Source organism: Flavobacterium sp. B167r, assembly GCF_056824315.1.
Window position 1 is genome coordinate 2,611,506 of sequence record NZ_CP124859.1, and the last position, 26,340, is coordinate 2,637,845.

29 protein-coding genes and 1 pseudogene are annotated in these 26,340 nt (G+C 32.4%); 6 read left to right on the forward strand and 24 right to left on the reverse strand.

All coding sequences use genetic code 11. From position 1 onward, the window contains the following. Positions 1–26: 26 nt before the first annotated feature. Together QLQ96_RS11520 and QLQ96_RS11525 are read right to left on the reverse strand one after the other, a co-directional pair. On the reverse strand, positions 27–1,178 hold the full coding sequence (locus QLQ96_RS11520) for a PepSY-associated TM helix domain-containing protein (protein ID WP_482496793.1): 1,152 nt from the start codon (positions 1,176–1,178) through the stop codon (positions 27–29). Between the two features lie 82 nt (positions 1,179–1,260). Next, positions 1,261–3,585, reverse strand: coding sequence for a TonB-dependent siderophore receptor (locus QLQ96_RS11525; RefSeq protein ID WP_482496794.1), 2,325 nt, complete (start codon positions 3,583–3,585; stop codon positions 1,261–1,263). 216 nt (positions 3,586–3,801) lie between these two features. Here QLQ96_RS11525 and QLQ96_RS11530 point away from each other — a divergent pair, with 216 nt between their 5' ends. Continuing rightward, positions 3,802–4,962: an MFS transporter gene (locus QLQ96_RS11530; RefSeq protein WP_482496795.1), complete on the forward strand. Its 1,161-nt coding sequence runs from the start codon at positions 3,802–3,804 to the stop codon at positions 4,960–4,962. Positions 4,963–5,044: 82 nt separating this feature from the next. Here QLQ96_RS11530 and QLQ96_RS11535 read toward each other — a convergent pair whose 3' ends face one another. The 7 genes and pseudogenes from QLQ96_RS11535 to QLQ96_RS11565 form a co-directional block, all read right to left on the reverse strand. Further along, the gene (locus tag QLQ96_RS11535; protein WP_482496796.1) at positions 5,045–5,710 is read right to left on the reverse strand and encodes a hypothetical protein; all 666 of its coding nucleotides are present in this window, start codon (positions 5,708–5,710) and stop codon (positions 5,045–5,047) included. A gap of 2 nt (positions 5,711–5,712) precedes the next feature. After that, on the reverse strand, positions 5,713–6,189 hold the full coding sequence (locus QLQ96_RS11540) for a DUF6265 family protein (protein ID WP_482496797.1): 477 nt from the start codon (positions 6,187–6,189) through the stop codon (positions 5,713–5,715). 280 nt (positions 6,190–6,469) lie between these two features. Then, on the reverse strand, positions 6,470–8,779 hold the full coding sequence (locus QLQ96_RS11545; RefSeq protein WP_482496798.1) for a type IA DNA topoisomerase: 2,310 nt from the start codon (positions 8,777–8,779) through the stop codon (positions 6,470–6,472). 99 nt (positions 8,780–8,878) lie between these two features. Then, positions 8,879–9,292: a lysozyme inhibitor LprI family protein gene (locus tag QLQ96_RS11550; RefSeq protein ID WP_482496799.1), complete on the reverse strand. Its 414-nt coding sequence runs from the start codon at positions 9,290–9,292 to the stop codon at positions 8,879–8,881. A gap of 5 nt (positions 9,293–9,297) precedes the next feature. After that, positions 9,298–9,726 carry a hypothetical protein gene (locus tag QLQ96_RS11555; protein ID WP_482496800.1) on the reverse strand — a complete coding sequence of 143 codons (429 nt, stop codon included), beginning with the start codon at positions 9,724–9,726 and terminating at the stop codon, positions 9,298–9,300. 38 nt (positions 9,727–9,764) lie between these two features. Next, on the reverse strand, positions 9,765–10,259 hold the full coding sequence (locus QLQ96_RS11560; RefSeq protein WP_482496801.1) for an SRPBCC family protein: 495 nt from the start codon (positions 10,257–10,259) through the stop codon (positions 9,765–9,767). Positions 10,260–10,411: 152 nt separating this feature from the next. After that, positions 10,412–12,318: pseudogene (locus tag QLQ96_RS11565) on the reverse strand (S9 family peptidase). Between the two features lie 267 nt (positions 12,319–12,585). Between QLQ96_RS11565 and QLQ96_RS11570 the strand changes: the two are divergent. Further along, positions 12,586–13,371, forward strand: coding sequence for a DUF5995 family protein (locus QLQ96_RS11570; protein ID WP_482496802.1), 786 nt, complete (start codon positions 12,586–12,588; stop codon positions 13,369–13,371). Between the two features lie 11 nt (positions 13,372–13,382). Here the strand turns inward: QLQ96_RS11570 and QLQ96_RS11575 are convergent, their stop codons facing one another. Beyond that, positions 13,383–13,670 carry a hypothetical protein gene (locus QLQ96_RS11575; protein WP_482496803.1) on the reverse strand — a complete coding sequence of 96 codons (288 nt, stop codon included), beginning with the start codon at positions 13,668–13,670 and terminating at the stop codon, positions 13,383–13,385. Positions 13,671–13,770: 100 nt separating this feature from the next. On the opposite strand from QLQ96_RS11575, the gene QLQ96_RS11580 reads away from it, so the two are divergent. After that, on the forward strand, positions 13,771–13,932 hold the full coding sequence (locus QLQ96_RS11580; RefSeq protein ID WP_482496804.1) for a hypothetical protein: 162 nt from the start codon (positions 13,771–13,773) through the stop codon (positions 13,930–13,932). A 28-nt stretch (positions 13,933–13,960) separates the two neighbouring features. Here the strand turns inward: QLQ96_RS11580 and QLQ96_RS11585 are convergent, their stop codons facing one another. Next, a complete protein-coding gene (locus QLQ96_RS11585) occupies positions 13,961–14,197 on the reverse strand; it encodes a helix-turn-helix domain-containing protein (RefSeq protein ID WP_482496805.1) in 237 nt (78 codons plus the stop codon). 111 nt (positions 14,198–14,308) lie between these two features. Between QLQ96_RS11585 and QLQ96_RS11590 the strand changes: the two genes are divergently transcribed. Continuing rightward, positions 14,309–14,605: a hypothetical protein gene (locus tag QLQ96_RS11590; RefSeq protein ID WP_482496806.1), complete on the forward strand. Its 297-nt coding sequence runs from the start codon at positions 14,309–14,311 to the stop codon at positions 14,603–14,605. A gap of 36 nt (positions 14,606–14,641) precedes the next feature. After that, positions 14,642–14,965: a hypothetical protein gene (locus tag QLQ96_RS11595; RefSeq protein ID WP_482496807.1), complete on the forward strand. Its 324-nt coding sequence runs from the start codon at positions 14,642–14,644 to the stop codon at positions 14,963–14,965. A 96-nt stretch (positions 14,966–15,061) separates the two neighbouring features. Here the strand turns inward: QLQ96_RS11595 and QLQ96_RS11600 are convergent, their stop codons facing one another. Together QLQ96_RS11600 and QLQ96_RS11605 are read right to left on the reverse strand one after the other, a co-directional pair. Continuing rightward, a complete protein-coding gene (locus tag QLQ96_RS11600) occupies positions 15,062–16,144 on the reverse strand; it encodes a hypothetical protein (RefSeq protein WP_482496808.1) in 1,083 nt (360 codons plus the stop codon). A 5-nt stretch (positions 16,145–16,149) separates the two neighbouring features. Beyond that, positions 16,150–17,724: a DUF3696 domain-containing protein gene (locus QLQ96_RS11605; RefSeq protein WP_482496809.1), complete on the reverse strand. Its 1,575-nt coding sequence runs from the start codon at positions 17,722–17,724 to the stop codon at positions 16,150–16,152. 480 nt (positions 17,725–18,204) lie between these two features. On the opposite strand from QLQ96_RS11605, the gene prfA reads away from it, so the two are divergent. Beyond that, positions 18,205–19,281 carry a peptide chain release factor 1 gene (prfA, locus tag QLQ96_RS11610; protein ID WP_482496810.1) on the forward strand — a complete coding sequence of 359 codons (1,077 nt, stop codon included), beginning with the start codon at positions 18,205–18,207 and terminating at the stop codon, positions 19,279–19,281. A gap of 404 nt (positions 19,282–19,685) precedes the next feature. Here the strand turns inward: prfA and QLQ96_RS11615 are convergent, their stop codons facing one another. The 11 genes from QLQ96_RS11615 to QLQ96_RS11665 form a co-directional block, all read right to left on the reverse strand. Further along, on the reverse strand, positions 19,686–20,060 hold the full coding sequence (locus QLQ96_RS11615; protein WP_482496811.1) for a hypothetical protein: 375 nt from the start codon (positions 20,058–20,060) through the stop codon (positions 19,686–19,688). Between the two features lie 29 nt (positions 20,061–20,089). Next, positions 20,090–20,449: a hypothetical protein gene (locus QLQ96_RS11620; protein ID WP_482496812.1), complete on the reverse strand. Its 360-nt coding sequence runs from the start codon at positions 20,447–20,449 to the stop codon at positions 20,090–20,092. Between the two features lie 47 nt (positions 20,450–20,496). Beyond that, a complete protein-coding gene (locus tag QLQ96_RS11625; RefSeq protein ID WP_482496813.1) occupies positions 20,497–20,781 on the reverse strand; it encodes a YtxH domain-containing protein in 285 nt (94 codons plus the stop codon). A 58-nt stretch (positions 20,782–20,839) separates the two neighbouring features. Next, positions 20,840–20,992, reverse strand: coding sequence for a lmo0937 family membrane protein (locus QLQ96_RS11630; protein ID WP_109192514.1), 153 nt, complete (start codon positions 20,990–20,992; stop codon positions 20,840–20,842). Between the two features lie 38 nt (positions 20,993–21,030). Then, on the reverse strand, positions 21,031–21,678 hold the full coding sequence (locus QLQ96_RS11635) for a porin family protein (RefSeq protein WP_482496814.1): 648 nt from the start codon (positions 21,676–21,678) through the stop codon (positions 21,031–21,033). Positions 21,679–21,714: 36 nt separating this feature from the next. Further along, positions 21,715–22,284 (reverse strand): DUF4142 domain-containing protein, encoded by a 570-nt coding sequence (locus QLQ96_RS11640; protein ID WP_482496815.1) that lies wholly within the window; start codon positions 22,282–22,284, stop codon positions 21,715–21,717. A 289-nt stretch (positions 22,285–22,573) separates the two neighbouring features. After that, positions 22,574–24,358, reverse strand: coding sequence for a sensor histidine kinase (locus QLQ96_RS11645; RefSeq protein ID WP_482496816.1), 1,785 nt, complete (start codon positions 24,356–24,358; stop codon positions 22,574–22,576). Positions 24,359–24,368: 10 nt separating this feature from the next. Then, positions 24,369–24,818, reverse strand: a complete 450-nt coding sequence (locus tag QLQ96_RS11650; RefSeq protein ID WP_008462348.1) for a response regulator — start codon at positions 24,816–24,818, stop codon at positions 24,369–24,371. 21 nt (positions 24,819–24,839) lie between these two features. Further along, the gene (locus QLQ96_RS11655; protein ID WP_482496817.1) at positions 24,840–25,391 is read right to left on the reverse strand and encodes a helix-turn-helix domain-containing protein; all 552 of its coding nucleotides are present in this window, start codon (positions 25,389–25,391) and stop codon (positions 24,840–24,842) included. 158 nt (positions 25,392–25,549) lie between these two features. Beyond that, entirely contained in the window at positions 25,550–25,735 is a 186-nt protein-coding gene (locus QLQ96_RS11660) for a CsbD family protein (protein WP_071636919.1), read from the reverse strand. Between the two features lie 109 nt (positions 25,736–25,844). Continuing rightward, entirely contained in the window at positions 25,845–26,318 is a 474-nt protein-coding gene (locus tag QLQ96_RS11665; protein ID WP_482496818.1) for a Dps family protein, read from the reverse strand. Positions 26,319–26,340 lie beyond the last annotated feature (22 nt).

Here is a 26,340-nt window from a genome sequence, read left to right on the forward strand (position 1 = left end):
AAGCGCAATAAATAGGGGAAAAACATTTAGGAAACCGTTTTTTTCTTCTTATTATTTCGTCCCCACCAAATTAAGAAACCCGTTATGGGCAAACTTGCAGCAACCAGACTGGTAAAAAAAGCAAGAACCTTTCCTGGAAAGCCAAGAATGCTGCCAACGTGCAAATCGTAATTTATGAATCTGAATTTCTCACCGTTGTTTTTATCATTGTAAGTTGTAATTCGGAGTGATTTGGCTGTCGATCGGTCAAATTCCATTGATACATCATCAAAACGGTTTTTGTATCGCACAAAGGTTTGAAAAGTGGCCAAAGAATCTTCTGCTTTTGGAACAAACAAATAATAACTTTTGGCGTTAGGATTTGCTTTTTTCGTCGCAGCGAATATTTTATCTGTGGCTGTAATTTTAGAATATTGAGTAGTGTCAGAAACTAGTTTTTCTTTTTTGAATGTTTTTCCTCCATTAAATAACCATTGAACGCCTTTATCGTAAGATTCAAAAGCCCATACCAATCCGGTAAGTGCAATAATCAAAGCGAAAATCATCGTGTAATATCCCAAAATATTATGTAGATCATAGTTTTTTCGTTTCCACTTTGTGGTGTTTTTCCATTGAAACCAAAAGCGCTGTTTTGCTGCACTTTTATTTTTTGGCCACCATAGAATTAAACCTGTAATTAATGAAATAATAAAGATTATGGTTGCCGTTCCTGTAATAGGATCTCCAATTTCGCTTCTAAAACAAAGCGTCTGATGCAGCATTCGCACAAAAACAAAAAATTCAGAATTATATTCTTCCAGTTTTTGCACATTTCCGGTATATGGATTTACGTAAGCGTATGTATTTTGATAACGGTTCCAATACCAAATTGCATCTTGATCTAATTCTTCAAAAAACCAGACAATAACCGTACGTTTATCATCATTTATAATTCTCGCGCCAGAAAGCTTTTGGTTAGGATGAACTTTTGCATTTGCTTCTTCGGCAATGTGTATGAGTTGGCTAATGGGCAGTTTTTTGCTTTCGACTTTATCTACATAATAATATTCATAAATTAAAGGTCGCAATTCTTCTTCAAAAACATACAGACAGCCCGTAATTCCGAGGATAATAACAATTAGACCAGAAGATAATCCTAGCCATAAATGGGCCTTCTTTATAAAATTTTTAAATGTCATGTTTCTATATACGCTTTTATCAAAAAAGCACCTCATAACTTTTGCTGAGGTGCTTTTTTATATTTAAATTTTTAATTTGGTTTTAAAACTTTATGGTTAAACTAGCCAAAATATTGGTTGGAGCTTGAGAAGTTCCCCAGAAATCCCAGTATCTTTCGTTCGTTATATTATTAAATTTCAAACCAACTCTCCAAGATGTCTGATCATAATATACAGATCCATTAAGAGTAGTGTAAGAAGGCATATAAAAAGTATTATCGGCAGTAAAGAAATTTTTGTCAACATAATTTGCACCCAAACCTACACCAAGACCTTTTAGCTTGTTTTGGAAAGTGTACGAAGTCCAGAAGTTCACTACGTTTTCAGGAGAAGCCGTAGCTTTATTTCCTTCTATAGTCGCATCAGAAGCTTTTACAATTCGGTTATCATTATAACCATATCCAGCAATAATGTTTAATCCGTTAATTGGAGTTGCCATTACTTCAAAATCAAAACCTTTACTCACTTGTTTTCCATCTTGTTCTGTAAAACCAGTTGCATTTACTCTTGTAGCATTATCGATTGTAATATTGTAATAACTTGCAGAAGCCGTTACTTTTTTATTGAATGCCTCAGCTTTAATTCCACCTTCATATTGTACAGCATAAATAGGATCTAAAACGAATTGCGTTGCATCTGGCTGTGTTACCGGCTGCATATTTTGGAAACCATTCATGTAATTTCCGAATACAGAAACTTGGTCTTTCACTACTTCATAAACCAATCCAAGTTTTGGTGCTAAAGCAGTTTGGCTATATCCTTCAACAGTTCCGACTTTTTCACGATCAAAATTATCCAAACGTAAACTTAGCATAGCCGAAAGACGATCTGTAAAGTTAATTACGTCAGAAGCATAAACACTAAATGTTTTTTGATCTGCAACTGGAGATGTCGTAAGAACAAGACCAGCATCAACAGCTTTTCTTCTGATAGGAGAGAACGGAGTTGTAATATCAATATTATCAAGCGTAAAAGTACTTCCTCCAGAAAAAGCTCCGCTGAAAAGTCTGTAATTGATCCCTGCAAGGAATTTATGTTTGATGCTTCCAGTTGAAAATTTTCCATTCAAGTTTTCCTGAATGTTAGTGTAGTTGTTATAAATTGGTCCCCAAAGTCCAACTCTTCTAGCTACTTGGGTTGGAGAACTCCAAACAGCATAACTTTGGTAACTGCGTTCTACATCTTCGCCAACAAAAGAAAATATGGTTGTAGATTTCCAGTTTTCTGATATTTCATATTCTGCTTGCGCGAAAACTTTAGTTGCTTTTGTCTTCGCATCATTATCATCATGAAACATAGATTTTCTGTAATCTATTTTCAAATCATTCGGATTTGTAATTCCAGAAGTTGCAGCATATGTATTGTAAGTACGTCTTGTATTATTTACATTATAAAGTTCAGCATCAATGTTGAAAGTTAATTTTTCAGATGCTTTGTAAGTAAGACTTGGCGCAAAAAGTAAAGCATTATTGAAGCCATAATCTAGAAAACTTTTCTCTCTGTTAACCGCCATATTTATTCTGAATAAAACACTTTTGTCTTTGTTTAATGGAGTATTCACATCAGCAGTAAGTCGGTTTAAACCATAGCTTCCAGTAGTGTATGAAACTTCGGCAGCAGTAGTTTCATGAGGTTTTTTGGTCACTAAATTTACAACTCCTCCAAAAGAAGAAACCGTAGAACCAAATAAAGTTCCAGATGGACCTTTCAATACTTCAATTCGTTCTACGTTTCCAAGATCAACAGAAGAACGTCCAGAAACCGTTTCCATTCCGTTACGAGCATTTACTCCCGTAGAGAATCCTCTAAAAATTACTCCAACACCTCCAGATGGATAACTAATTGAAACGACACCAGGAGAGTTTTGAACCGCGCTTCTAATATCTACAACAACCTGCTCTTGCAATAATTCTTTGTGAATAACGCTGTAAACCTGTGGATTTTCAAGATTCTTAAGAGGCATTCTCGCAACGTAATCTGTTTTTTTAGATACAATGCTTTTTGGACTGTTTATGATAACTTCTTTTAATTCTTTATTCGAAACTTTCAGTTGTAAATTAACTGTTGTAGTCTCGGTTTCTGTAACTGTAACTTCAGTTTCTGCGGTTTCATAACCTGCTAAAGATACTTGAAGGGTATAAGAATTGGCTCTTACTTTATTAAAATCGAAAGTACCATCGTCATTAGAAATAGTACCATATTTAGAGTTTTTAAGAATAATATTTACTCCCGCAGCAGCATCGCCGTCCGAAGTAGTTATGGTTCCTTTAATTTTTCCATGATTTTGTTGTGCAAAAATTGATAAGAACGAAAATAAAAAACTGATTGAAAATAGAAAACGTGAAGTCTTAAGGCTGAGATAATTCATTGCTAATTTTATTTGGTTTATAAATTGTTTTTATTTAGAATTAATAAAAACAATGCAAATGTAAAAATTAAAATAACTTTAACAATTTTTATTTTTACCATTTGCAACTTAAATTGTTAAATGTTGATTCTGGAGCGATTAATCAAAATTCTTATTCCAAATTGTAGTGTGATAAACTTTAAAAAGGCTTAATTTTGCGGTCTGAAAAATGACTTCATGATTTTACCATTCTTTAAAAAGATTCAAAATACGCCTAGAGGATATCGTATTGCCAACACTGTTTTTTTCTTCCTTTCAGGTTTCGGTTATTCTTCTTGGGTTTCAAGAATTCCACATATACAAGCCCAATTACATTTGTCTGAAGCCGAATTTGGAGCCGTTTTATTTGCCTTTCCGATCGGTTTAATGTTGACAATGCCTTTTACAGGAAAGCTGTTAAATAAATACAGCAGCCGTTACATAATGCTTCTTGGAGCGGTAATGTTTAATGTGGCGCTGTCTTTGCCTGGTTTGGCAGCATTTGTTTGGCAGTTGGTCATAATACTTTTATTTTTTGGAGCTTCTCGTAATATTTTCAATTTATCGATAAATGCGCAGTCTCTTGAAGTGCAGAAATTGTATCCAAAATCTATTATTACGCGTTTTCATGCCGTTTGGAGTATCGCCGTTTTCTCGGGAGCTGGTTTAGGATATGTAATGGTAACGCAGAAAATTGCGCCATCACACCATTTATTGGGAGTAAGTATTTTTATGCTTGCGCTAACGGCTTGTTTTTATCCTATGAGTATTCATAATGAGCCTGTTCCGGTTAAGAAGAAGTTCTTTTCTATGCCAGAAAAAAATCTAGTGAAGTTTTCTCTGATTTGTTTCGTTTCTATGGCTTGCGAAAACACGATGTACGACTGGAGCGGAATTTATTTTGAAAACATCTTAAAAGCTTCTCCAAAATTAACGAGCGCAGCATTTGTATTTTTCGCTTCGGCAGTAACGTTAGGACGTATTTTTGGTGATTATGGTGTAATGAAATTTGGAACTAAAAAAATCCTGCTTTACAGCGGAATATTAATCACATTAGGTTTTGGCGTTTGTTTTGTTCTGCCGTATGCGTATCCAACTATTTTTGGTTACGTTTTAATCGGATTTGGGGTTTCTTGCGTAGTTCCGTTAGTATTTAGTATTGCTGGAAGATCATCAAAATTAAGCAGCGGTTCTGCCTTAACTTCTATATCTACAATTGGTTATTTAGGATTCCTGTTAGTTCCGCCAATGGTTGGTTTTATCTCTGAATATTTAAGTATGAAATGGGCGTTTCTCGTAATGGCACTTCTAGGAATTCTGATGATTTTTATGGTGAATAAGATCGGGGAGAATGAGTAGAGTTTTTTTAAGATTCTAAGATTCTAAGATTCTGAGGTTCTGAGTTTTTAATCTAGACATTAAAATTAGCTTAATCATTTTATCAGTTGTCTTTTTTCAGTTTAATTCCCTTCAGATTAAGTTTTTTGTTTTTGTCCTTATCTAAATCATATGACTCAAGAAAAAGATTATTTGTTTGTGGAAAATTATCTACTAATAAATAAACTTGGTTCAAATTCATAAGTTCTTTTGTGCTATCACGCTCAGTAATTTGATACAAGATGCCATTTAACTTTGAGTTTTTATGATTTTCAAATTCAAAATTTAATGTTGCAGAATTTTTTGATGTAATGTACTTTAAATATAAACTATCTTTATTTTGATTGCAATAGCCGAACTCTATTGTACGTCTGTTCTTCTTATTTAGTTTTAAATTTTCATATTTTGTGTGAAGAGTTATTTTCCCTTTATAAAAATTCGGTTTATCTGTTTTAGATATTTCTAAATCATAATAAGAACTTTCAAGAGTATCTATTTTGTTGTTTCTTATTAATTTATATTGATTTGAAATAGTATCATTTTTTTTGATGAGATATATTTCTATTTCTTCCGTACGATCTGGAAAATTAAGTCTCATGATGCTTCTTACATATTTTTTACTTTTATCTAATTTTTGAGAATTGGAATTTTTTGATAGATATTTTTTTTCTTCCTTTTGACAAGAAATAGTGAAGAAACAGATAATAAAGATTAGAAATAAATTTCTCATTATTACTTCTTCGTCATTACAAACTTCTCAGAACTAGATTTTCCGTTCAAATTCCCAGAAATTTCAGCAGTTAAAGTATTATTTGCACCTTTTGTATAAGTGATTTTTTGAGGATAATCGTGTTTTGCATTTTCAAAAACCAATTGTTTATCTGTTTCTGAAGTAGAAGGGAAGAAGACCGGTTTGTCCTCGTTTTGTCCTTTAACAGTTGCTTTGTAAGTCAATGTTTCGCCCAATTGCGCTAGAATAATAGTTTCGAAATGAAGCGTGTCTTTTCCTTTTATAAAATAAGACGAAGCACTGAAAGTACTATCGTTTAATTTTTGCCAATTCTCAGATAAAACGCCTTCTGGAGTTTTGTTTTCCCAGTTTCCAATTAACCAATCTGCTTTTTTGATTTTGTCTTTTTCAACGGTTTCTTTTTTCTGGCAAGAAACAAAAGCTATGATAAGAGCGATAAGAGTAATTTTCTGAAACATATTGATGAGATTTTGGGTTTGTTATAGTGCTACTAAAGTATGAAAAAAAAGTAGTTTGCCACGAATTCCACGAATTTTCACGAATTAATTATTACAATATTTTAAAGGAAAAAAGTTGCCACAGATTACAGGATTAAAAAAGAATTTATTCTTTCACGCAGATTTAAAATGATTTAAGCAGATTTTAATTTAGATTTTCAATTATATAAAATCTGCGCACATCTGCTTAAATCATTTTAAATCTGCGTGAAATATGAACTCATAACTCATAATTCATAACTCATAATTTTCCACATAAAATCGAGTAAACCAATTCTTTTGTTGGTTTTTGATCTTTTAGTTTTTCGCGTACTTCATCAAAAGTCACTTTAAAATCACATCCCGATTTATATTCGGCGCAGCCATAAGCGGTTTTGCCTTTTAAGATCGTTCCTTTTTTACATTTCGGACAAGCTAATGCATCTGGGTTTTCTTTTGGTTCTGCTTTTTTCTCGGTTTTCTTAGGTTCTAGTTTTAGCTTGTAATTTTCTTCAAAACGAATTAAACCTTCAACAGTTCCAGATTCGGTTTTAAAACCTTTTATGTTTACAGTTGAACCTTTTTGAATCAATCGTAAATATTGGCTTTCCGTGATTTTTTTATCATGAAAAACAAAAGGCAAAACAAAATCGCAACCCGATTTGTATTCGCTACATCCAAAAGCTGATTTTCCTTTAATCAGATTTCCTTTTTTACATTTTGGACAAGTTTCTGCCGAAATTCCGCTAACTTTCTTTTTCTCTTTTTCGGGTTTTACAGCTGGTTTCTGAATCGTTGCGACATGCGAAATATTAGCATGTTTGGTTTCGCTTCGGACTTCATAAACTAAAGCTTCAACCATGCGTTTCATGTTTCTAATGAATGCTGCAGCGGTAAAAGTTCCTTTTTCAATATCTTTTAATTGCTTTTCCCAAGTTCCTGTAAGTTCGGCAGATTTTACCAATTCGTTCTGAATCGTATCAATCAATTGAATTCCAGTTAAAGTAGGCAAAACCTGTTTTTTATTTCGAACAATATATTGGCGTTTGAAAAGCGTTTCGATAATATTTGCACGCGTTGACGGACGACCGATTCCGTTTTCTTTCATCAATTCACGTAAATCTTCGTCATCAACTTGTTTTCCTGCGGTTTCCATCGCGCGCAGTAAAGTCGCTTCGGTAAACTGATTGGGCGGTTTAGTTTCTTTCTGAAGAAATGAAGGTTCGTGCGGACCTCTTTCTCCCACCACAAAATTTGGCAGCAAATCGGGTTCTTTTTCTTTAGCGTTTGGATCTTCAAACACAACACGAAAACCTTTCTTTAAGATTACTTTTCCAGTTGTTTTAAAAGTCACATCAGCAGCTTTTCCAATAACTGTGGTATTCGCAACCAAACAATCATCATAAAAAACAGCAATAAAACGTCTGGTAATAATATCATAAACTTGCTGTTGATTGTGTGCAAGATTATTTTGAACTCCAGTTGGAATAATCGCGTGGTGATCGGTCACTTTTTTATCGTTGAAAACTTTTGGCGATTTTTTGATTTTTTTCTCCAAAATAGGCTGAGTCAATTCGGCATAATTGGTTAATTTCTGCAGAATTCCTGGCACTTTAGGATAAATATCTCCGGGTAAAAAAGTCGTATCAACTCTGGGATAGGTGATTACTTTCTGCTCATACAAAGTCTGCGCAATCTTCAATGTTTCCTCAGCCGAAAAACCAAATTTTTGGTTGCAATAAACCTGTAAGCCAGTCAAGTCAAAAAGTTTTGGAGCATATTCGTTTCCGTTTTTCTTTTCAACAGAAACAATTTCGAAATCACTTTCTTTAACCTTTGCAGCGATACTTTCTCCGTCTTCTTTGTTTAAAAAACGACCTTCTTCATAACTGAAAAGCGTTTCTCTATATAAAGTTTGCAATTCCCAATAAGGTTGAGGTTTGAAGTTTTCGATTTCTCTAAAACGCTCTACAACCATTGCTAAAGTTGGTGTCTGCACGCGTCCGATAGACAAAACTTGTTTGTAGCCGCCATGTTTTACGGTGTACAAACGCGTTGCATTCATTCCTAAAAGCCAATCTCCGATTGCTCTAGAAAATCCAGCGTAAAATAAATTATCGTAATTGGCTGAAGGTTTTAAGTTTTCAAAACCTTCTTTAATAGCTTCGGTAGTAAGTGACGAAATCCATAAACGCTGAATTTCGCCTTTGTAATGCGCCTCGTTCATTACCCAACGCTGAATCAATTCTCCTTCTTGTCCAGCATCCCCGCAGTTTATAACCACTTCGGCTTTGTCAAAAAGACTTTTAATGATTTTAAACTGTTTTTGAATTCCTGAATTTTGAACGACCTTAGTTTCGAACTTTTCAGGAAGCATCGGCAGATTGTTCAAATCCCAGCTTTTCCAGTGCGGTTTATAATCGTTGGGTTCTTTTAAGGTGCATAAATGCCCGAAAGTGTAGGTCACCGCATAGCCATTTCCTTCGTAATAGCCATCGTGCTTGGTATTGGCACCTAAAACAGATGCGATTTCACGTGCTACACTTGGTTTCTCGGCAATACAGACCTTCATTTTCTCCTTTCTTGATTAATAGGCGAAATTAGGGAATTTTGAAGAAAGGGGCAAAGGTTGTTAGGAACAAAGAGGCAAAGGTTTTTATAAAATGAAAGTTTAATATTCAAACATTTTGTAATATCCCTCCAGTTCAACCGCTCTCGATTTCACAATTTCTTTCTTTCTGTTTTCGGCAACAGCATACCACATCGTGCCTTGCTGCACTTCGTAAAAGTATTTCGAAATAAAAGCATATTCTTTATCACGATAAACAATCCATTGTTTTTGAGATTCTTTCAAAGTTTCAAAAGCTTCTTTAGGGAGTTTTGTTTTCAGTAAATTGTAATATTTGTTCAATTCTTTGTCCCAAGACTCGCGAGCTTTTATGGTGCAATTGCACATGTCTGCGTTAGAAAGATTTTCTTTATTTAGACATTTGGATTCTAAAACATCAATTGGATACTCTTTTTTGGTTTGTGAAAATGCTACGATTGATAAAAACAGAAAAGTTAAAAGAAGTACTTTTTTCATTATAGTTATGATTTGAATATATCAATTCCTTTCATCCAGAAAATTTGCGATTCTAAAAATTGAAGTTTGGTTTTAACCACTTTGTCGCTTTTATCTCTCGGATTTTTGGTTACAAATCTAGCCGATGAATTATTAAAATCTAAAGTATATTTTGAGTCAAAATCTTCTTTTTTATTTGCAGAAAAAGTAATCAAATTGTCTTTTGCGCTCCATTTTCCTTTTCCGTATTTATTGTCTTCTGCTGGATTTCCGCCTTGAATTTTCGAATAGGAATGAAATTCAAAAGTTCCGTCTGGATTTAAAGTCAGTTTATATTCAACGGTGTGTTTTTCTTTCTCAGAAAGTGAACGAGAATAGTTGCCTGCAAATTGATTCGATTGCGCAGATAGTGTGACGCTAGAAATAAAAAGTAAAGTCGCAATTAGTAATTTCATTGGTTTGGTTTTATTGGTTGTTATTTTTAAATAGTATTCTAATTATTAATCATAGGATCCAAATTACTATCCTTATTTCTCAAATCCAATCCGCCTTCATAAACCGATTTAAGATTAGTGAGATAAAAATGCCAGCCATTCGAACAGCCCAATCTAATATATTGTTTCGAATAATCATCTGTTGGAATATTATAATGGCGTAGTTCTACAATCGTGTAATCGTCTTTTTGGCTTAGCTTTATATCAACAAGACAGCTTCCTTCAAAAGTAAATTGCAATTGGTCTGTTCCATTCGCAGAAACGATTTTTCCTAACATCGAATCATCATACAAATACCAAAGCCAATCATACGTATTATCTTTTTCTGCATTTTTGTCTTTACTTATAGATTCTTGATTAGCACCAAAAAAAGACACTTTTTCAAGAAACCATTTTTCTAACTCATTTGCTTTGGTCCAAGCGTCATAAATATCTGAAAGCTTAGCTTTAACGGCTATTTTTTTGGTGAAAGAAGTCCAATCGAAGTTTTCCATGACAGCTTATATTATTTTCAAGTTAAAGAAAAGAGAGAATCAATTAAAAGATTGTCTGAAAACAAATATAAGATATTTCGTCTAACTTTTTATTTTACAAAAAAGCCACGGAAAAAAATCTCCGCAGCTTTTTAAATTAGGTTTGATAGTATTTATTTCTTCTGTTTCAAATGTTTATCTAGAAATTTTTCCATTGCGCCATAAAAATCAAAACGATTATCCTGATTATGAAATCCGTGGCCTTCGTCATTTTTGACCATGTATTCTACAACCACTCCGCGTTTTTCAAGGCTTCAACCATTTGGTCGCTTTCTGCTTTGTTAACTCTTGGGTCATTTGCTCCTTGTGCTATAAATAAAGGCGTTTTTATTTTGTCAGCATGTAAAGCAGGAGAAGCAGAAGCCAACAACAAACTGTCTTTTTTAGGATCGCCCACCATTTCGTGAAACTGATCAAGATAAGGTTTCCAGTAAGGCGGAATCGTATTCATAAACGTAAACAAATTGCTCACACCCACATAATCTACTGCAGCGGCGTATAAATCTGGAGTAAAAGTAATTCCAGCCAGCGTTGCATAACCGCCATAACTTCCGCCATAAATAGCAATTCTATTTGGGTCTGCAATGCCTTCTTTTTTCAACCATTCAACACCATCGGTAACATCGTCTTGCATGGTTTTTCCCCATTGTTTGAAACTAGATTGCCAAAATTTCTTTCCGTAACCTGTACTTCCTCTATAATTCATTTGCAAAACAGCATAACCGCGATTCGCCAAAAACTGAACCTCTGGATTATATTGCCAGCCATCTCTTGCCCAAGGCCCGCCGTGAGGATTAATAATAACAGGAAGATTTTTTGGGTCAATTCCTATCGGAAGCGTTAAGTAGCCATGAATTTCCAAACCATCTCTCGATTTATACGTAATAGGTTTCATGTAACTCATGTGTTTTTCTTCAATCCATGGAAACGGATTAGCAACTTCTTTAACTTTTGTAGTTTTAAAATCGTATAGATAATATTTTCCTGGAGTTCTATCGTTGCCCGCCCAAACAATAGCTTTCGTTCTTGCATCGTCGTAGCTAACAATTTGGGTTTCGTAACCTTCAATTTGTTTCTTCAAATTGTTTTTGATTTCCTCCCATTCTTTATCAAAAAAATGTTCTTCCTGTTTTTCAGCTTCCCAAGATACAGAAGTCAAAGATTGTTTTTTTCGATCGTAATTAATGGCGTCCAAATCGTAGTTGTTGTCGGCAAACAATTCTTTTACATTTTTTTTGCCAATTGGGTCATATTCAACCAAACCTATTTTGTCCTTGTTAATATTACTCAACGCATAAATATTTTTATTGTCTTTGTCAAAAGACGAAGGCGTAAAAACATCTTTGAAAGTTGTGGTAATAAAAGGCGCAAATGGCTCTTTATCTGAACTTCTATAATTCCAAGTAACGTTTACGCCATCGGTTTTTGAAGCAAGACGAATCACACCATTATTGTCTGTAACCCATCCGTCAAAATTTTCTTTATTGTTGTAAAGCAAGGTCAAACTTCCTGTTTCGACATTCAAAAGATACGGATCAAAATATTCTTTAACCCTTTTGTTAATTTGTACAATCAGTTCTTTTTCTTTGCCTTGCACATCAAGCAAATCATCTATAATATCACTTCTAACACCAGGAAAAGGCGTTAATGCTTTTAAATCGGTTCCATCTGCTTTTACCGAAAAAAGCTGAAAGTTTTCGTCTCCGCCCACGTCCTGAGCATATATAATTCGGTCACCTTTCCAGAAATAACTGAAAATGCTTCTTAAGGTGTCATTAGTTACACGAACAGCTTTAGTGTCGTTTATTTTTTGAACAAAAACATTGGTCTTTCCTTTATAATCGGCACGATAGCTGAAATAATTTCCATCTGGTGAAATTCTAAAAGAGCTTTTTTCTCCATTCTTGAAGAAAGTCTTTACATCGATTACTGGCGCAGGCGCTTCTTTTGGTTCCTGTTTGCAAGAATTTAAAGCCAATGCCAAAATAACTAAAACGGATAAAACGGATTTTTTAATCATATTTTGCTTGTTTTTGGGATGATTGATGAATTGTAAACTAATCTTGTAAATATATTGATAATCTGTTTTTTATCATCTCAAAAATAGGAAAAAGATTTCAAGATGATAAAGGCTGAATTATTTTGTGGATTTACAAGGATTGTATCAAGTTCTTCATTTTTTTTGTAAGATAAAAAAGTCGTTTATTCCAAAAAACAACGTTAATCGAAAGCTTAAAATAAGTATATTCGTTTCTCTCAATTTAATCATAACCAATTAGAAATGAGTATGAAACAAGCGGAAAATATAAACGAAGTAATTCTGTTTTTGGATGAAATAATAGAAAGATCAAAAATAGAGCAGAGCAATTTAGGTTTATTTGCGATTCTATATCGTGAAGTTACGGTAAGAGTGAAAGAAGGCATTCTTGCAGGTGCTTTTCAGAATGGGGAGCGAATGGAAAAACTAGACGTCATTTTTGCCAATCGGTATTTGAAGGCTTATTATCAGTATCAAGCCAAAGAAAAACCTTCTGAATGTTGGGGATTTGCCTTTGAACAAGCCGAAAAGTTCTGGCCAATTGTCTTGCAACATTTACTCCTCGGAATTAACGCTCACATCAACCTAGATTTAGGAATAGCCTCGGCCGAGGTTAGCACCGTAGAAGATATCGAAGATTTAAAACATGATTTTGACCAAATAAATTTCATTCTTAGCAATTTGGTAGGCGGTGTCGAAAAATGCTTAATCAAAATCTGGCCAACGCTCACGTGGATTCTAAAATTTACAGGTAAAATAGACACTTTCTTTATCGATTTTAGCATGGAAACCGCACGAAACGGCGCGTGGAAATTTGCCAACGAATTTGTAGCCGTTCCAGAAAACGAAAGAGAAGCCTGCACGCAGTTACGTGACCAAAGAATAACCGAAATTGCCCGATTGGTTTCTAACCCAGGATATTTTGTTAGCGCCGTTTTCAAATTCATTCGCCTGTTCGAAAGAGGAACGATCGCTCAAAAAATAATCGATATGCAGATCATGGAAGAAAAAAATATGGAATGTGTTGTGGCGTGATTTGTTTACATTTAATTGTCGTTTTTTATTATTCTATATCTTACTCTCTCAAATTCGTCTTCCATTTCATGTGTTTCGTAAATTTTAATGATTTCGAGTTTTCCTTGTTTTACTAAAATCTCTAAGTCATCGCTTGAAATATCATTAGCAGAAAAATTTAAAGAATTTCGATCAATCATTATAAACCAAGGTGTCCACATTACACCCCACATTTCCCAAAAATATTCAAATTCATCACTATTGAGTTCTGCGCATTGTTTTTCCAATTCGAACCAAATTAGATTTAACCTTTCAGTCATTTGACTGTTTGTGTAATTCTTTCTAAACATTTTTTTTCACATTTTCCAAACATTATACATTATTGTGTGTATAATGTTAATAGTATTAAACACAAATGAAATGATAAAGTTAAAAAATGAAATAAACGAGATTAATAAAAAGATTAATAGCTTAATAAATAAAGGACAATATTGGAAAATTGAAGAATTAAAAAAAGAGCGAATTCCTAAAGAAGCTGAATTGCATAGGAATCAGACGATCAAGGATATTTTAGACTTTTAAGAATACACAATTTTAAATGTTGATTTTTCTACAAATCCTTAATCAATTCGCTTGGATGAATTTTTAAGGCTTGGGCAATTTTAAACAAAGTGCTGATTTTCATTTCTTGTGAGCCTTTAACATATTTTCTAAGGTTTTCTACATCCATTCCAGCATCATGAGCAACCTCGCGTCGCTTGAATTTATTTTCTTCAATTATATCTTTAATCTTGACTCCTAGATCTTTTACAACTTCTGGAATTTCATTTTTTCTTTCTCTTTTCATAGAAATGAAATTACAAGTAATGTATTGTTTAGATATGATTGAAAAAAATCGATTGTTTTCAACCGAAATTTTATATATTTGTTTAAATTATAAATAAAATCTTACTTAAAAATGAAAAATCAAGATAAGAAAAGAGCCGAAAATCTGTTAGCATTGCTGTGTAAAGGAAATTATTTTGATAAGCAAAATAAAGAATGCGAAGAGGATGATTCTTGTACTATGCCATTTAAGGCATTTTCTCAAAATGAATTGGATCTAGTGGTCATAGATTTATTAAATGCAGGCAATCTTCTCCTTCATCATAATGCTAAAGGTTTGTTAGACCTTAAAAAAGATAATTATGTTAGTGTAATAGCTTTACTTAAAATTGCTTTGAAATCGTTGCAAGAGGATGAAATGAAATTATAAATAATAGTAAAATACAAAATTAAATCTTACCCAAAAATGAAAATACAAAACAAAGAAAGAGCCGAAGAATTGTTAGAATTAATAAATAAAGGAAGATATTTCACCAAACTAAAACCAGAGCCTAAAGAAAACAATTCGTTTACGATACCGCTAAAAGTATCTTCTTATAACGAATTAAATCTAATGGTTTCAGATTTGCTAAAAGCCAGTATTATTCTACTTAATCCAGAAGCTAAAAGTCTATCGAGTTTTACAAAAGACAATGATCTCAATGTAATGACGCTTCTTGAAATTGCTTTGCAGTTATTGCCAGAGGAGGAAATGGAGTTGTTGGATGAGGTTTATAAGATTCATTTATAATTTTTTGTTTTACAAGAGGCAAAAAAAAACGCAAAGTCAGAGACATTTGCGTAGCGTGGGGTATAGCGGGTTGGATTTGATACTTCGTGGAGCGGGTTAGATTACTCTAATCTTAGGTGTTCCATAAATGTATGAACTTAATTTTTTTCCAATTTCGCACCATTTTTTGGAAATATTATCTTGATCAACGAATTTAAAAACTTCTGTTTTTTCAAAGGAAAGAAAATCAACAACTATTTTCTCACCATATCCTTTGAAATAGCCATAGTCTCCGTCTCCAAAATCTACAGTTATAGGCTGTAATCCTAATGATAGTTTACTCCAATATTTTTTGAAATTATCATCTTTGTAATTGTCCATTTTTTTCAAGCCTATTTTAAAATCAACATGAAAAAACGAACGATCATCAATTTTTTCAAATAATTCAATTCTCTTTAATATACCTTTCTTATTTATATCTTTTTTTTCATAATTTTCTAGGTAAAAGATTCTTGGTAATAAATTCTCAATTTCGAGAACATCAACTACATGATAATTGCATTTGAAATTTGAGTTAAAATTTAAATTATGATGTTTAGCCACTTTTTTTGCTGTGTCACCAATCGAATTAGAAGGAGTTCTTTTGTCGCTATCTAGGAGACAAAAACAAAATTCCTCACCAGCGGAAAAAATTGTTTGATATTCATTTACAGTTGTACTTCCTCCACCTGTTTGAGATTTAAAACTTAGAATAAAACTTTCTTTATTACTTAGTTTTCTATAATATTCAGCCATCATTGCATAAACTTGAATATCATTTCCATTTTCCCCAAGTAAAATTGTTTTTTGAAAATTGGCAGTATCTAAAAATCTTTCTATTTTAATATTATTATACTGTTTTTTAGTATCAATATCTGAATAGATAGTTTCTTTTTGTGAAGTGGGAATTATTCTTATTATTTTATCAAATAAATTTAATATTTCTAAAGAGGCTTTATTATGTGAAGAATAGTGACGTAAAACAATTTCTGAATGTGCATCCAAAATTTTTGCATCCAAAATTTTTTTTACATTCAAAGGAGAAATTATAATGATATGTTTTCCCTCAGTGTATGATACCATTAGTTTTTGAAAAAAAACATTAAAATTTGGTTCAGTTTTGATAGAATTAACCAAAGAATCATCAATAAATAAAATCATAAATATTAAATTAATGAAGGTTGAAAAAATCCTAATGGCCAATTCTTTAAATTCCCATCATCATCGAAATACGAGTTTGTTATTTCTGTAGGACTTACTTCATTCTTTTTGTTGAAAATTACAATATTCACATCCTTATTTGAAATTTCATTGTTTAGAATATTATCACCAAATCTATTAATAATCACATCGCTATGTGTTTCTATAATAAGTTTTAAAGCTATATTATTCTTTTTTGATGATGTAATTATTTTGGAAATGGCATCAGCAAATTTGGCTTGAAAATCAGGGTGTAAGTGAAGTTCGGGTTGTTCAATTACTATTATTTTTTCAATATCTTCATTATATAAAAAACTATTTCTCTTAGTTCTTTTTTTTGTTGAAGAATGCCATATTTGAGTTAAAATTGGAAGAATTTGTGAATATCCAAATCCCATATCGGATAGATTGATTTCATATTTATCCTCATGTTCAATTTTTATGGAATAATGCCCTTCAATTTTTGAAATTTTAGTTTTAAATCCAAAATTTTCAAAAGTCCAAGATTGAAAGTTTACTAGTTGAGAATCACTTAAACTACCTAAAAAAACAGGAAGATTTTTTCCATTTTGATCTACTTCATCAACTGCTAAATGTTGAATTCTATAATATCTTTCTGCTGTAGCTCTTAAAGGTGCTATGTAATTAATATTTAAGAATAAATTTTTAAGATATAAATTCGTTATATTAAAATAAAAAGTAAAAAAATCATATAAAAAGAAATAGTTTTTAAGTTCTATAAATTCTTTCGAATCAGAGGTCCAGTTTTCTGTTCTTTTTTTCCAAGATGAAGGGGTTGCTATTGACTTAATATTTTTTAACATTATTTCATCATCATCGGAAAATCCAATTTTTCTAATTATATCAACTTTTGCATCATCTTCTGTGCCCCCATGAACATATTTTGAAATGATTTTTACAAGTTTTCGCCTTAAAGTATGATGTAATTGCTCAAACTTCTTAGTATCTACATTTTTTCTCTCTTCGTAAATTTCGACGCCAAATTCTCCTTCATCCAAAAACAATAAATTATCATCTATTCCAAATATTTTTTTTTCATTAAGATTAATTTCTACTATTTTTTTATTTTCTTGATCTAGTAAAATATTAATTTTAAGTTCTGATACTTCAAATTTAATTTTAACAATTTGAATAAGTTGCTTTTTATTTTCGCTAAAAATTAAGCTGTATCTAAAATCAAATTCTTTTTTTATATCATGTATTCTTAATCTTGAATATCTATACTGTTGCCTAAAAGAATCTAAAGAACTTGTATTAATGGTGAATCCTAACTCATAAAGTGTTTCTTTGTTTTTAGAAAAGTGAGGTTTAATATCTGCATAAGAACCAAAATCAACATAATCTCCAAATAACAATATTGGTGAAATTGTTTTTTCTTGTGTACTTTGCTTAAGCATGGGAAATGTTCTTAAAAATGAACTTTTTCCAGAGCTATTCTTTCCTATTAGAACTGTAATGGGTTTTATTTCAACATCTCCAGTGTCAGCTAGACTTCTGAAGTTTTGAATTCTTAATTTCATAAGATAATATTTTTTATAAAAATACATATTTGATTGCGATAAACAACTTTGAAAATTCGGATTTGAACAGTATCTGGGAGATTTATACACGTATAGCAATTACATAATTGTTAGATAAATGTTAATCACTATTAAAAAACAAACATCGTATTAAATTTGAATTCACAACCACGTAAAAACACCTGATTTACTTTGATAAAAGTAATTGTAGAAAAATTGAATTAATTACTGAAATCCGTAAACGCCAAAAATAAAACCAAAACCCTAGCCATGATAGAAGCGGCATCCTTTTTAGGCAAACGATAACTTCTTAATTAACCGAAGACTTTCTGCCTAAAAAGATATAGCGGATAGCAGGAAATAGCTCCAAAAAACAATCCTAACTCCACTAAATTTTTGCCTGAAAAAACACAAAAAATCAATTCTAGAATTTTCCACAAAAATTTTGTAATTTTGCAGTCCAAATAAAGGAAAAAGAAAATGTTAGATAGACTTCAATATGTAAAGCAGCGATTTGATGAGATTTCGGATTTGATTATTCAGCCGGATGTTATTTCTGATCAAAAGCGTTATAAGCAACTGAACCAAGAATACAAAAGTATTAAGGCTTTGGTTGAAAAGAGAGAAGAATACATTGTAGTTTTGGCAAATATCGATGAGGCTAACGAAATTATTGCTGACGGTAGTGATGCTGAAATGGTGGAAATGGCCAAAATGCAGTTGGATGAAGCTAAGGACCGTTTGCCAGAATTGGAAGAGGAAATCAAATTTATGTTGATTCCGAAAGATCCTGAAGATGCTAAAAACGTTATGGTGGAGATTCGCGCGGGAACGGGTGGAGATGAAGCGAGTATTTTTGCAGGTGACTTATTCAGAATGTATACTAAATATTGCGAAAGCATGGGGTGGAGAACCTCTGTTGTAGATATGAACGAAGGTACTTCGGGAGGTTTCAAAGAGGTTATTTTTGAGGTTTCTGGAGAAGATGTATACGGAACTTTGAAGTTTGAAGCTGGTGTTCACCGTGTTCAGCGTGTTCCGCAGACTGAAACTCAAGGTCGTGTGCATACATCGGCGGCTACGGTTATGGTTTTACCAGAAGCGGAGGAGTTTGATGTTCAAATCGATATGAATGAAGTTCGTGTAGATTTCTTCTGTTCATCAGGACCTGGAGGACAATCGGTAAATACAACGAAATCGGCTGTACGTTTAACGCACGTTCCAACAGGATTGGTGGCGCAATGCCAGGATCAGAAATCGCAACACAAAAATAAAGACAAAGCCTTAATCGTATTACGTTCTCGTTTGTACGAAATGGAATTGGCGAAAAAACAAGAAGAAGATGCTTCTAAACGTAGTTCTCAGGTAAGTTCTGGAGACCGTTCGGCAAAAATCCGTACGTACAACTACGCTCAAGGTCGTGTAACAGATCACAGAGTTGGTCTTACACTTTACGATCTAGGAAACATCATGAATGGTGATATTCAGAAAATCGTTGCCGAGCTTCAGTTGGTAAATAATATGGAGAAATTGAAAGAAGCTTCTGAAGTTTACTAACGTAAACTTTTTAGATGCTAAGATACTAAGTTGCTAAGGTTCTGAGTTTTTCTCTTGGAACTTATAAATAAAAAAAGCCGAACAAAATGTTCGGCTTTTTTTATGACAGCAACTTAAGATTCGAAGAATCGAAAAAACTTAGAACCTTAGCAACTTAGCATCTTAGAACCTCAAAAAAAAAAAGTAAAACCAACTCCCCAAAGTTGGTTTTACTTTTTTGTAAAAATATATAGTGAAGGTCTTATTTATCAACCGTTTCCCCAAAAACGTATGATAAAATTAGACACCTAGAAATACTCTCGTATATTCAAAACATTTATATAGATTCGAGTAAACGTATACACCATTTTTTATCATTATTTCGCTAAACTTTTCCATAATAATTTAAATTAAGTTAGAACAAATTACTCTCTAGATGGTTCATATTGTGATGATTCTTCGTCTTCTTCAGAATCATGATGAGGTTTCGAAACCAGATTTGTTACGATAAGCTGAACAAGAGATCCTAAAACACCTTTAAACATCGAATCGCCTTTTCCGACAATAAATCTCTTTGCGAGATAACCAATTCCGATACTAATTGCAGATTGTGCCATATGGCTTTTAAATCCAACCGTTTCGTTGATTTCTTCGACCGTATTTCGAATTAAGTTAATCGGTTTTAGATTGTCTTTAAGTTCGTCGATATGATCTTTTATAGCACACCATTCTGTATCTTGGCGAACTTCTAATTCCTCAATTTTTCGATTTAATTGATCAATATTGTAAATAGCCTCCATAGTCTTTTTATGTTTATTAATAATTAAATCTAGTTTTTAGTTTCTTTTAGAATACTTGAAATAATAGTATTTCCAATTGGAGTTTTTATCAGTTTATGATGCGATTTTACAACCACAATCACTACAATAAGATAAAATAGCGCCATGATAAAAAAGCCGTAGTAATACTCTCCAAGTTCTTTTCCAATCCATAAGCTGATCCCAATATTTAGGAACAAGGTAAAAAATGCAACAACAATACCAATCGCTATCTTTGAAGCTAATGATGAAGCACCATCAGCCACTGAACATACCGTTTTTAGTTTTAATAATTCTAAACTTGTTTTAGCATAGTTTTCAGCTTTTTCATAAAGATTTAAGTCTTCGTTTGTTGTTGCATTTGGTTCCATGATATAGGGTTTTATGGTTTGAAAATTTCACTAATTAATACTGCTGATTAATAGTTTGATTTTACTGTTTTAACATCGTCTTTCAGCGTGTTGTAGTCCTCTTTAACTTGGTTAAGTTTAGATTTTCCTTCTTCGATAATTTCTTTACCGTTAGAGCTGATTGTACTTACGATTCCGTCAAACTTAGTTTTCAAGTTATCTCCGTAATCTTTTGATTTATCTTTGATTTTTTTTCTTGTGTTTGACCCTTTGTCTGGTGCAAATAAAACACCTATGAATGCTCCCGCCGCTGCGGCTCCTAAAATTCCTAAAATTGTGCTACTAGTTTTCATAATAAATTAATTTAATGGATTAATATTTAATAATTTGTTGATTTAATAAATGTGATTTTTAAATTTCTCGACCTTTAATTAGTCGAAGCAATACTGCAATGATGGCAATTACCAATAGAATATGGATAATGCTTCCGAAACTGTAAACAAAGAACCCAAGAGCCCAAAGTATCACCAGAATCACTGCGATTGTATATAATAAATTTGACATGGTTTTTTTATTTTAGTGGTTAATGATTATTTTCTTGCTTAATTTAACTTATACGAAAGGTATAATGTCAAATTGCTATTTTTTGCGTCTGGAACCGTAACTGTTGTTCCTCCTACAGTTCTTTCTTTTCCAACAGTTGTTAAACCGTAGTTGTAACGAACACCAATACTGATTGGGTCAAAATCAACTCCAACACCTGCAGCGATACCTGCGTCAAATTTTGCAAGATCATCTCTGTCAATTTCTTGATCAAAATCGAAAGATCCGTCTCCTGTTACTTTAGAACTTACTAAGTACGATGCATAACCACCGGCGTGAATATTAAAGTTCTTTGTTACATTTACCCTAACTAGCAATGGAACTTCAATATAGTTCAGTTTGAATTTTGTACTTCCACTTGCAAAAGCATTATTGTATTCAAATTCTGCTCCTTTTGTAGTAAACAAAACCTCTGGCTGGATGGCAACGAAATCGGAGATAGGAAGTGTCGCATAAACCCCGGCATTGAATCCGTATAGAATATTATTGTCATCTACGTCATCTCCACTACCGTATAGGTTAGACATGTTGAATCCTCCTTTTACACCGAACTCGGTATTAACATTATTGTCCTGAGCGTGCAGCATTCCAAATGAAGCTGATAAAAAAAGTGTTAAGGCGCATAAAAAATTGGCTTGTAATTTCATAGTTGTTAAAATTTTAGTTAATTAAATACTTGGCTTTTATTTGTCTCGTTTTTTTATTTGTTCAGTTTCTCTTAAGAGTTTATATTGTTCTGGCAAAAATTTAAGAACCAGTTCTAAAATGTCTTTGTCGTTTGTTTCTTTAGAAATAGTCTCAAGTAACTCAATCTGGTCACACATAGCTTCTGTCATCGCATCTAAATAGATGCTGTTAAAATCATTATTGCTAGCATCAATGAGGTTGTACAGGTCTCGTTTGTGCGTAGCATTTATTTCAGTAATGACAATGAGCTTTGATGTAGCCAAGTTGGTTATTTCTTCTAACAATTGATTTTCTTGAACTTCAATTCTTTTACTTAATTCCTGAACAATAACATCTGAACTTTTTTGTTGTGCAATTTGACTTTTAGAAATAATAGATTTGCTAATATTCGCCGTTGAAATAAAAAAGAAGACTTCTGTTTCTTCTCTGTCATTTTTTGCAAAAGCCTGATTCTTCAAAGTATTTTCAATCGGATTAATCTTTCTGCACGACGTGATGCAGATAATCAATACAGATAAGAAAAAGACTTTAAAATATACAGCCTTTATTAGGGGAATTGCTTTCATTATTACTTCCTGAAGTATTACATTACAAAGATGCTAACGAATGAAAGATTTTCCTTTACAGCATAAAAATGAATCGTTATATAATTCCCATAGTAGAATGATTTTTAAAGTTTATCCTTTTAAAATCAATGGTTTGTGAAGTTTTAGTTTGATGCAAAAAAAAAGAAATTATAGGTTTTCTATAATTTCTTTTTCTATTCTTGGTAAAATGTGGTAATTTTTTTTCTTACAAATAATCTGAGAAACAATCTCTTTGCAATTTTTTTTGGTTTTTGAATTTAAATAAAATTTAATCAGGCAGAAAAACCGTAAAAACAGAGCCTTTGCCTAAAGTGCTATCTGCTGTAATGTGTCCTTTGTGATTTTCTACAATTTTCTTGCAGATCGCCAATCCGATTCCGGTTCCTGGATAATCTGTTTTGGAATGAAGACGCTGAAAGAGAATAAAAATGGTTTCTTTAAACTGCGGGTCAAATCCCATTCCGTTATCTGTAAAAGTTATTTTATGGAATTTCTTTACAGACTGTTCCAAAATTTCTGGATAATCGGCAGAATTAATTCTTTCACTAGAAATTGATATTTCAGGTTGAATATCGGGCTGACTGTATTTTAATGAGTTTCCAATTAAATTAATAAACAATTGCTCGACCTGATAAGGAATTACAGAAAGTTTTGGAAGTTTTGCAGCCTTAATCACGGCTTTCTTTTCTTCAATTATTTCAGCCAATTCAGATTCTGCATTGTCTAAAAGTTCGTTCAAGTTTACTTTAATGAATTCTTTTTTCGTGGTATTAGTTCTAGAAAACAGCAGAAGATCGTCTATCAAAACGCGCATTCTTTTTGCTGAACTTTCAATTTTAGTGATGTAATTTTTACCGCTTTCAGACATTTTTTCTTTATCGGCATCCGTAACTCTCGAAATAAATGTCTGTATTTTTCGAAGTGGTTCCTGTAAATCGTGGCTCGCAACGTGGTTAAAGGAAGCCAATTCTTTATTGCTTTTTTCTAATTCTTTATTTCGTTCCTGCAATTCGATATTAAGAAGATGTTCGTCTGTGATATCAAAATTGATTCCAAGCAAAATTTTACTGCCTTGCTGATCGGTTACTAATTTTCCAGTTGTTTTAAAATAACGGACTTCAAAATCTGGACGTATAATTTTATAGTATACAAACGGAAGATCCTTTTTATCTACAATTCCGTCGATCGCTTTTGCAACGGCTTCTTTGTCGTCTGGATGAACATATTTTATAAGTGTTGCTTTATTGGGAGCGAAAGATTTTGGCTCAAGGCCTAATAATCGAAATTGATTGTCTGAAAAATCTATTTTATCAGAATCTAAATCCCATTGCCAAGTACTGAATTTACCTATGTTTTCCGATTCAGAAATTAATCCGCTGGAGATTAAAAGCCTTTTGTTGAATACTTTCAAACGCTCAAAATCACGGCTAATTTGTCTGTAAGATAATAAGATGAAACTTAAGGCAACCAAGAATAGCGAAATAGAAAAAAGCGGACTTAATGAAATTTCGGCATCGTAAATTTTAAGTCTTTTTTTAAGATACGTTTTTTCAATATCGTTCATTTCGTCGACCTTAAAACGGATATTTTCCATTAAGATTCTGCCGCCAAACATGTGGTTGTCCAGCTTTCTTTTATCATATGTTTTTGGGTCGCTGTACTTTAAGCAATTTTCAAAAGAAACAAAGCGTTGCGTAATGAGTTTAAAAAGTTTTTGAAGGTTTTTCTGTTGCGGCTCATTATCGGCAGTTAGTTTTTTTAAGGCAATAAAGGAAGTATTTACCTTGTCGCGCGAATAGATATAAGGTGTTAAAAAACGGGCGTTGCGAGTGATGATGTATCCTCGCTGGCCCGTTTCTGCATCTTTTATAGCCGACATTAATCGTTCGAGCTGTATGTTAATTTCGTAGGTATGCATAACCAATTTACTTGATTCGTTCAAGTCTTGATTATGTTTGTAAGCGATTGAAGAGAGAAATAACAGAATGAAAACTGCGATTACAAAAATAACTCTCAAAGAGTTTGAAGAATTAAAATTTGGTATCCACTTCATTGGTATGCTCTTATTTTAGTCGCAGCAAGAAATTATCACGGTTTAACCCAGAGGTATGATAGTGCCAGTTTACAGTTACGACTTCATTAATTATTTTTTTCAGTGTATTGAAATCGCTTGGCTTTTTGATGTAAATATTTGCTCCTTGAATAAAAGTATCTTCAATATCTTCTTCAGAAGAAGAAGTAGAATAAATGGCAATAATTATATCTTTTAAGTGGTCCGTTTTTTTGATTTCAATCAAACACTCTTTACCTGTTTTCTTAGGCATGTTCAAATCTAGAAACAAAATATCAGGAAGTTTATTGTCTGGGTTCATCAAATGATCCATCAACTGCATTCCGTCATGAACAAAACTTACATTTGTCTGTATTTTTATTTCTTCGAACGCATCTTTAAAGAAAAGACGGTCATCTTCATCATCATCGGCCAATAAAATGTGTAATGCGTTTTTTTGCATTTTGAATGTGGTATTTGGGTTTTATTTTAAATTTTCTCTTCGTTTCTTAATAATTCTCTGAAAAGCAGATGGAGTAATTCCAGTTGTATTTTTAAACTGTGTACTCAAATGCGCAACACTCGAATAATTGAGTAAAAAAGCAATTTCTGTCAGACTCATTTCGTTGATAATGATCAGCTGTTTTGCTCTTTCAATTTTCTGCAAAATAATAAAATTTTCAATAGAAGAATATGTTACTTCTGAGAAAACATTAGATAAATAGCCATAACTGTGATTTAGCTTTTCTGCCAAAAATACAGAACTTTTATAATTATTGCTATCGTCCATAAATACAAGTTCGATAATCGCATCTTTTATTTTTTGAACTAATACGCTTTTTTGATTTTCAACTACTTCAAAACCACATGGAGCCAATTTTGTTTTTAAATTTTCCAATGCTTCGGCATCCATATTGTCTTCAATCTCAATTTCACCAAATCCCAGAGTTGTAAAATTTACATTGTTTTGTTCCAGGTTTTGTTTTAAATAAAGAGAACAAATTGTGTTAATGTCGAACTTTATAAATAGTTTCATTTTATAGAAATTTGGTTAAAGATAATTATTTTATTTGGTGTTTTTGCTTTTAAATGATATTGAATTACAAGTAAATGTGATTTTAAAATAAATTTTTCAAAAAAATACCGTCTAATATTTTTTACTAGACGGTATTTCCTTGATTGAGTTTCAAGGATTTACAAATCAGACAGGATTTGATGGAACTCCTCTTTTGTTTTTCCAAGTTTTTGCTGAAGTTTTCCGTACATTTCATCTTCTTTTCCTTCAGCAAACATCAAATCGTCATCTGTTAATTCAGCATATTTTTGCTTCAATTTTCCTTTCAACTCATTCCAGTTTCCTTTTATTTCTGTAGTATTCATGATCGTGTTTTTTTATTGTTTTATGTATTGTAAAATTGCAAAATATCGGCCAGCCTTTTGTTACATTTATTTTTGCGACTGTTTCATAATTTTCATTTTTTTGCTTTTTTTATTCTTGATATCTTCTCAGAATCCAAGCCATTTTTTCGTGTTCCTGCAGTAATCCTGTTACAAAATCGGCAGAACCTATATCATTGTTTTCATCCTCAAATACAGGAATATAATTTCTGAATTCAGTTACCAATTGTTCATGGTTTTCTAAAAGCTCAGATAGCATGTTTTTTTGTGAAGCATATTCTTTTGGAGATTCTTTCAAAGTAGAGTTGTCTATAAACTCTTTCATTGTTCCAATTGTTTTTTCTCCCAATTGATTGATGCGTTCTGCAACTTCATCAATATTAGCTTCAAGAACACGATACTGTTCTTCAAACAATTTATGCAGTTCCATAAAGCTGTTTCCCGAAATATTCCAGTGAAATTTTCTCGTTTTCACATATAATGTCATCTCGTTTGATAAAATTGTTGCTAAAATTGAAGCGCTTTTTTTTAAATTCTTTGTTGTAATTCCGATATTTGGGATCATAAATGCCTGTATATTAAGTTGT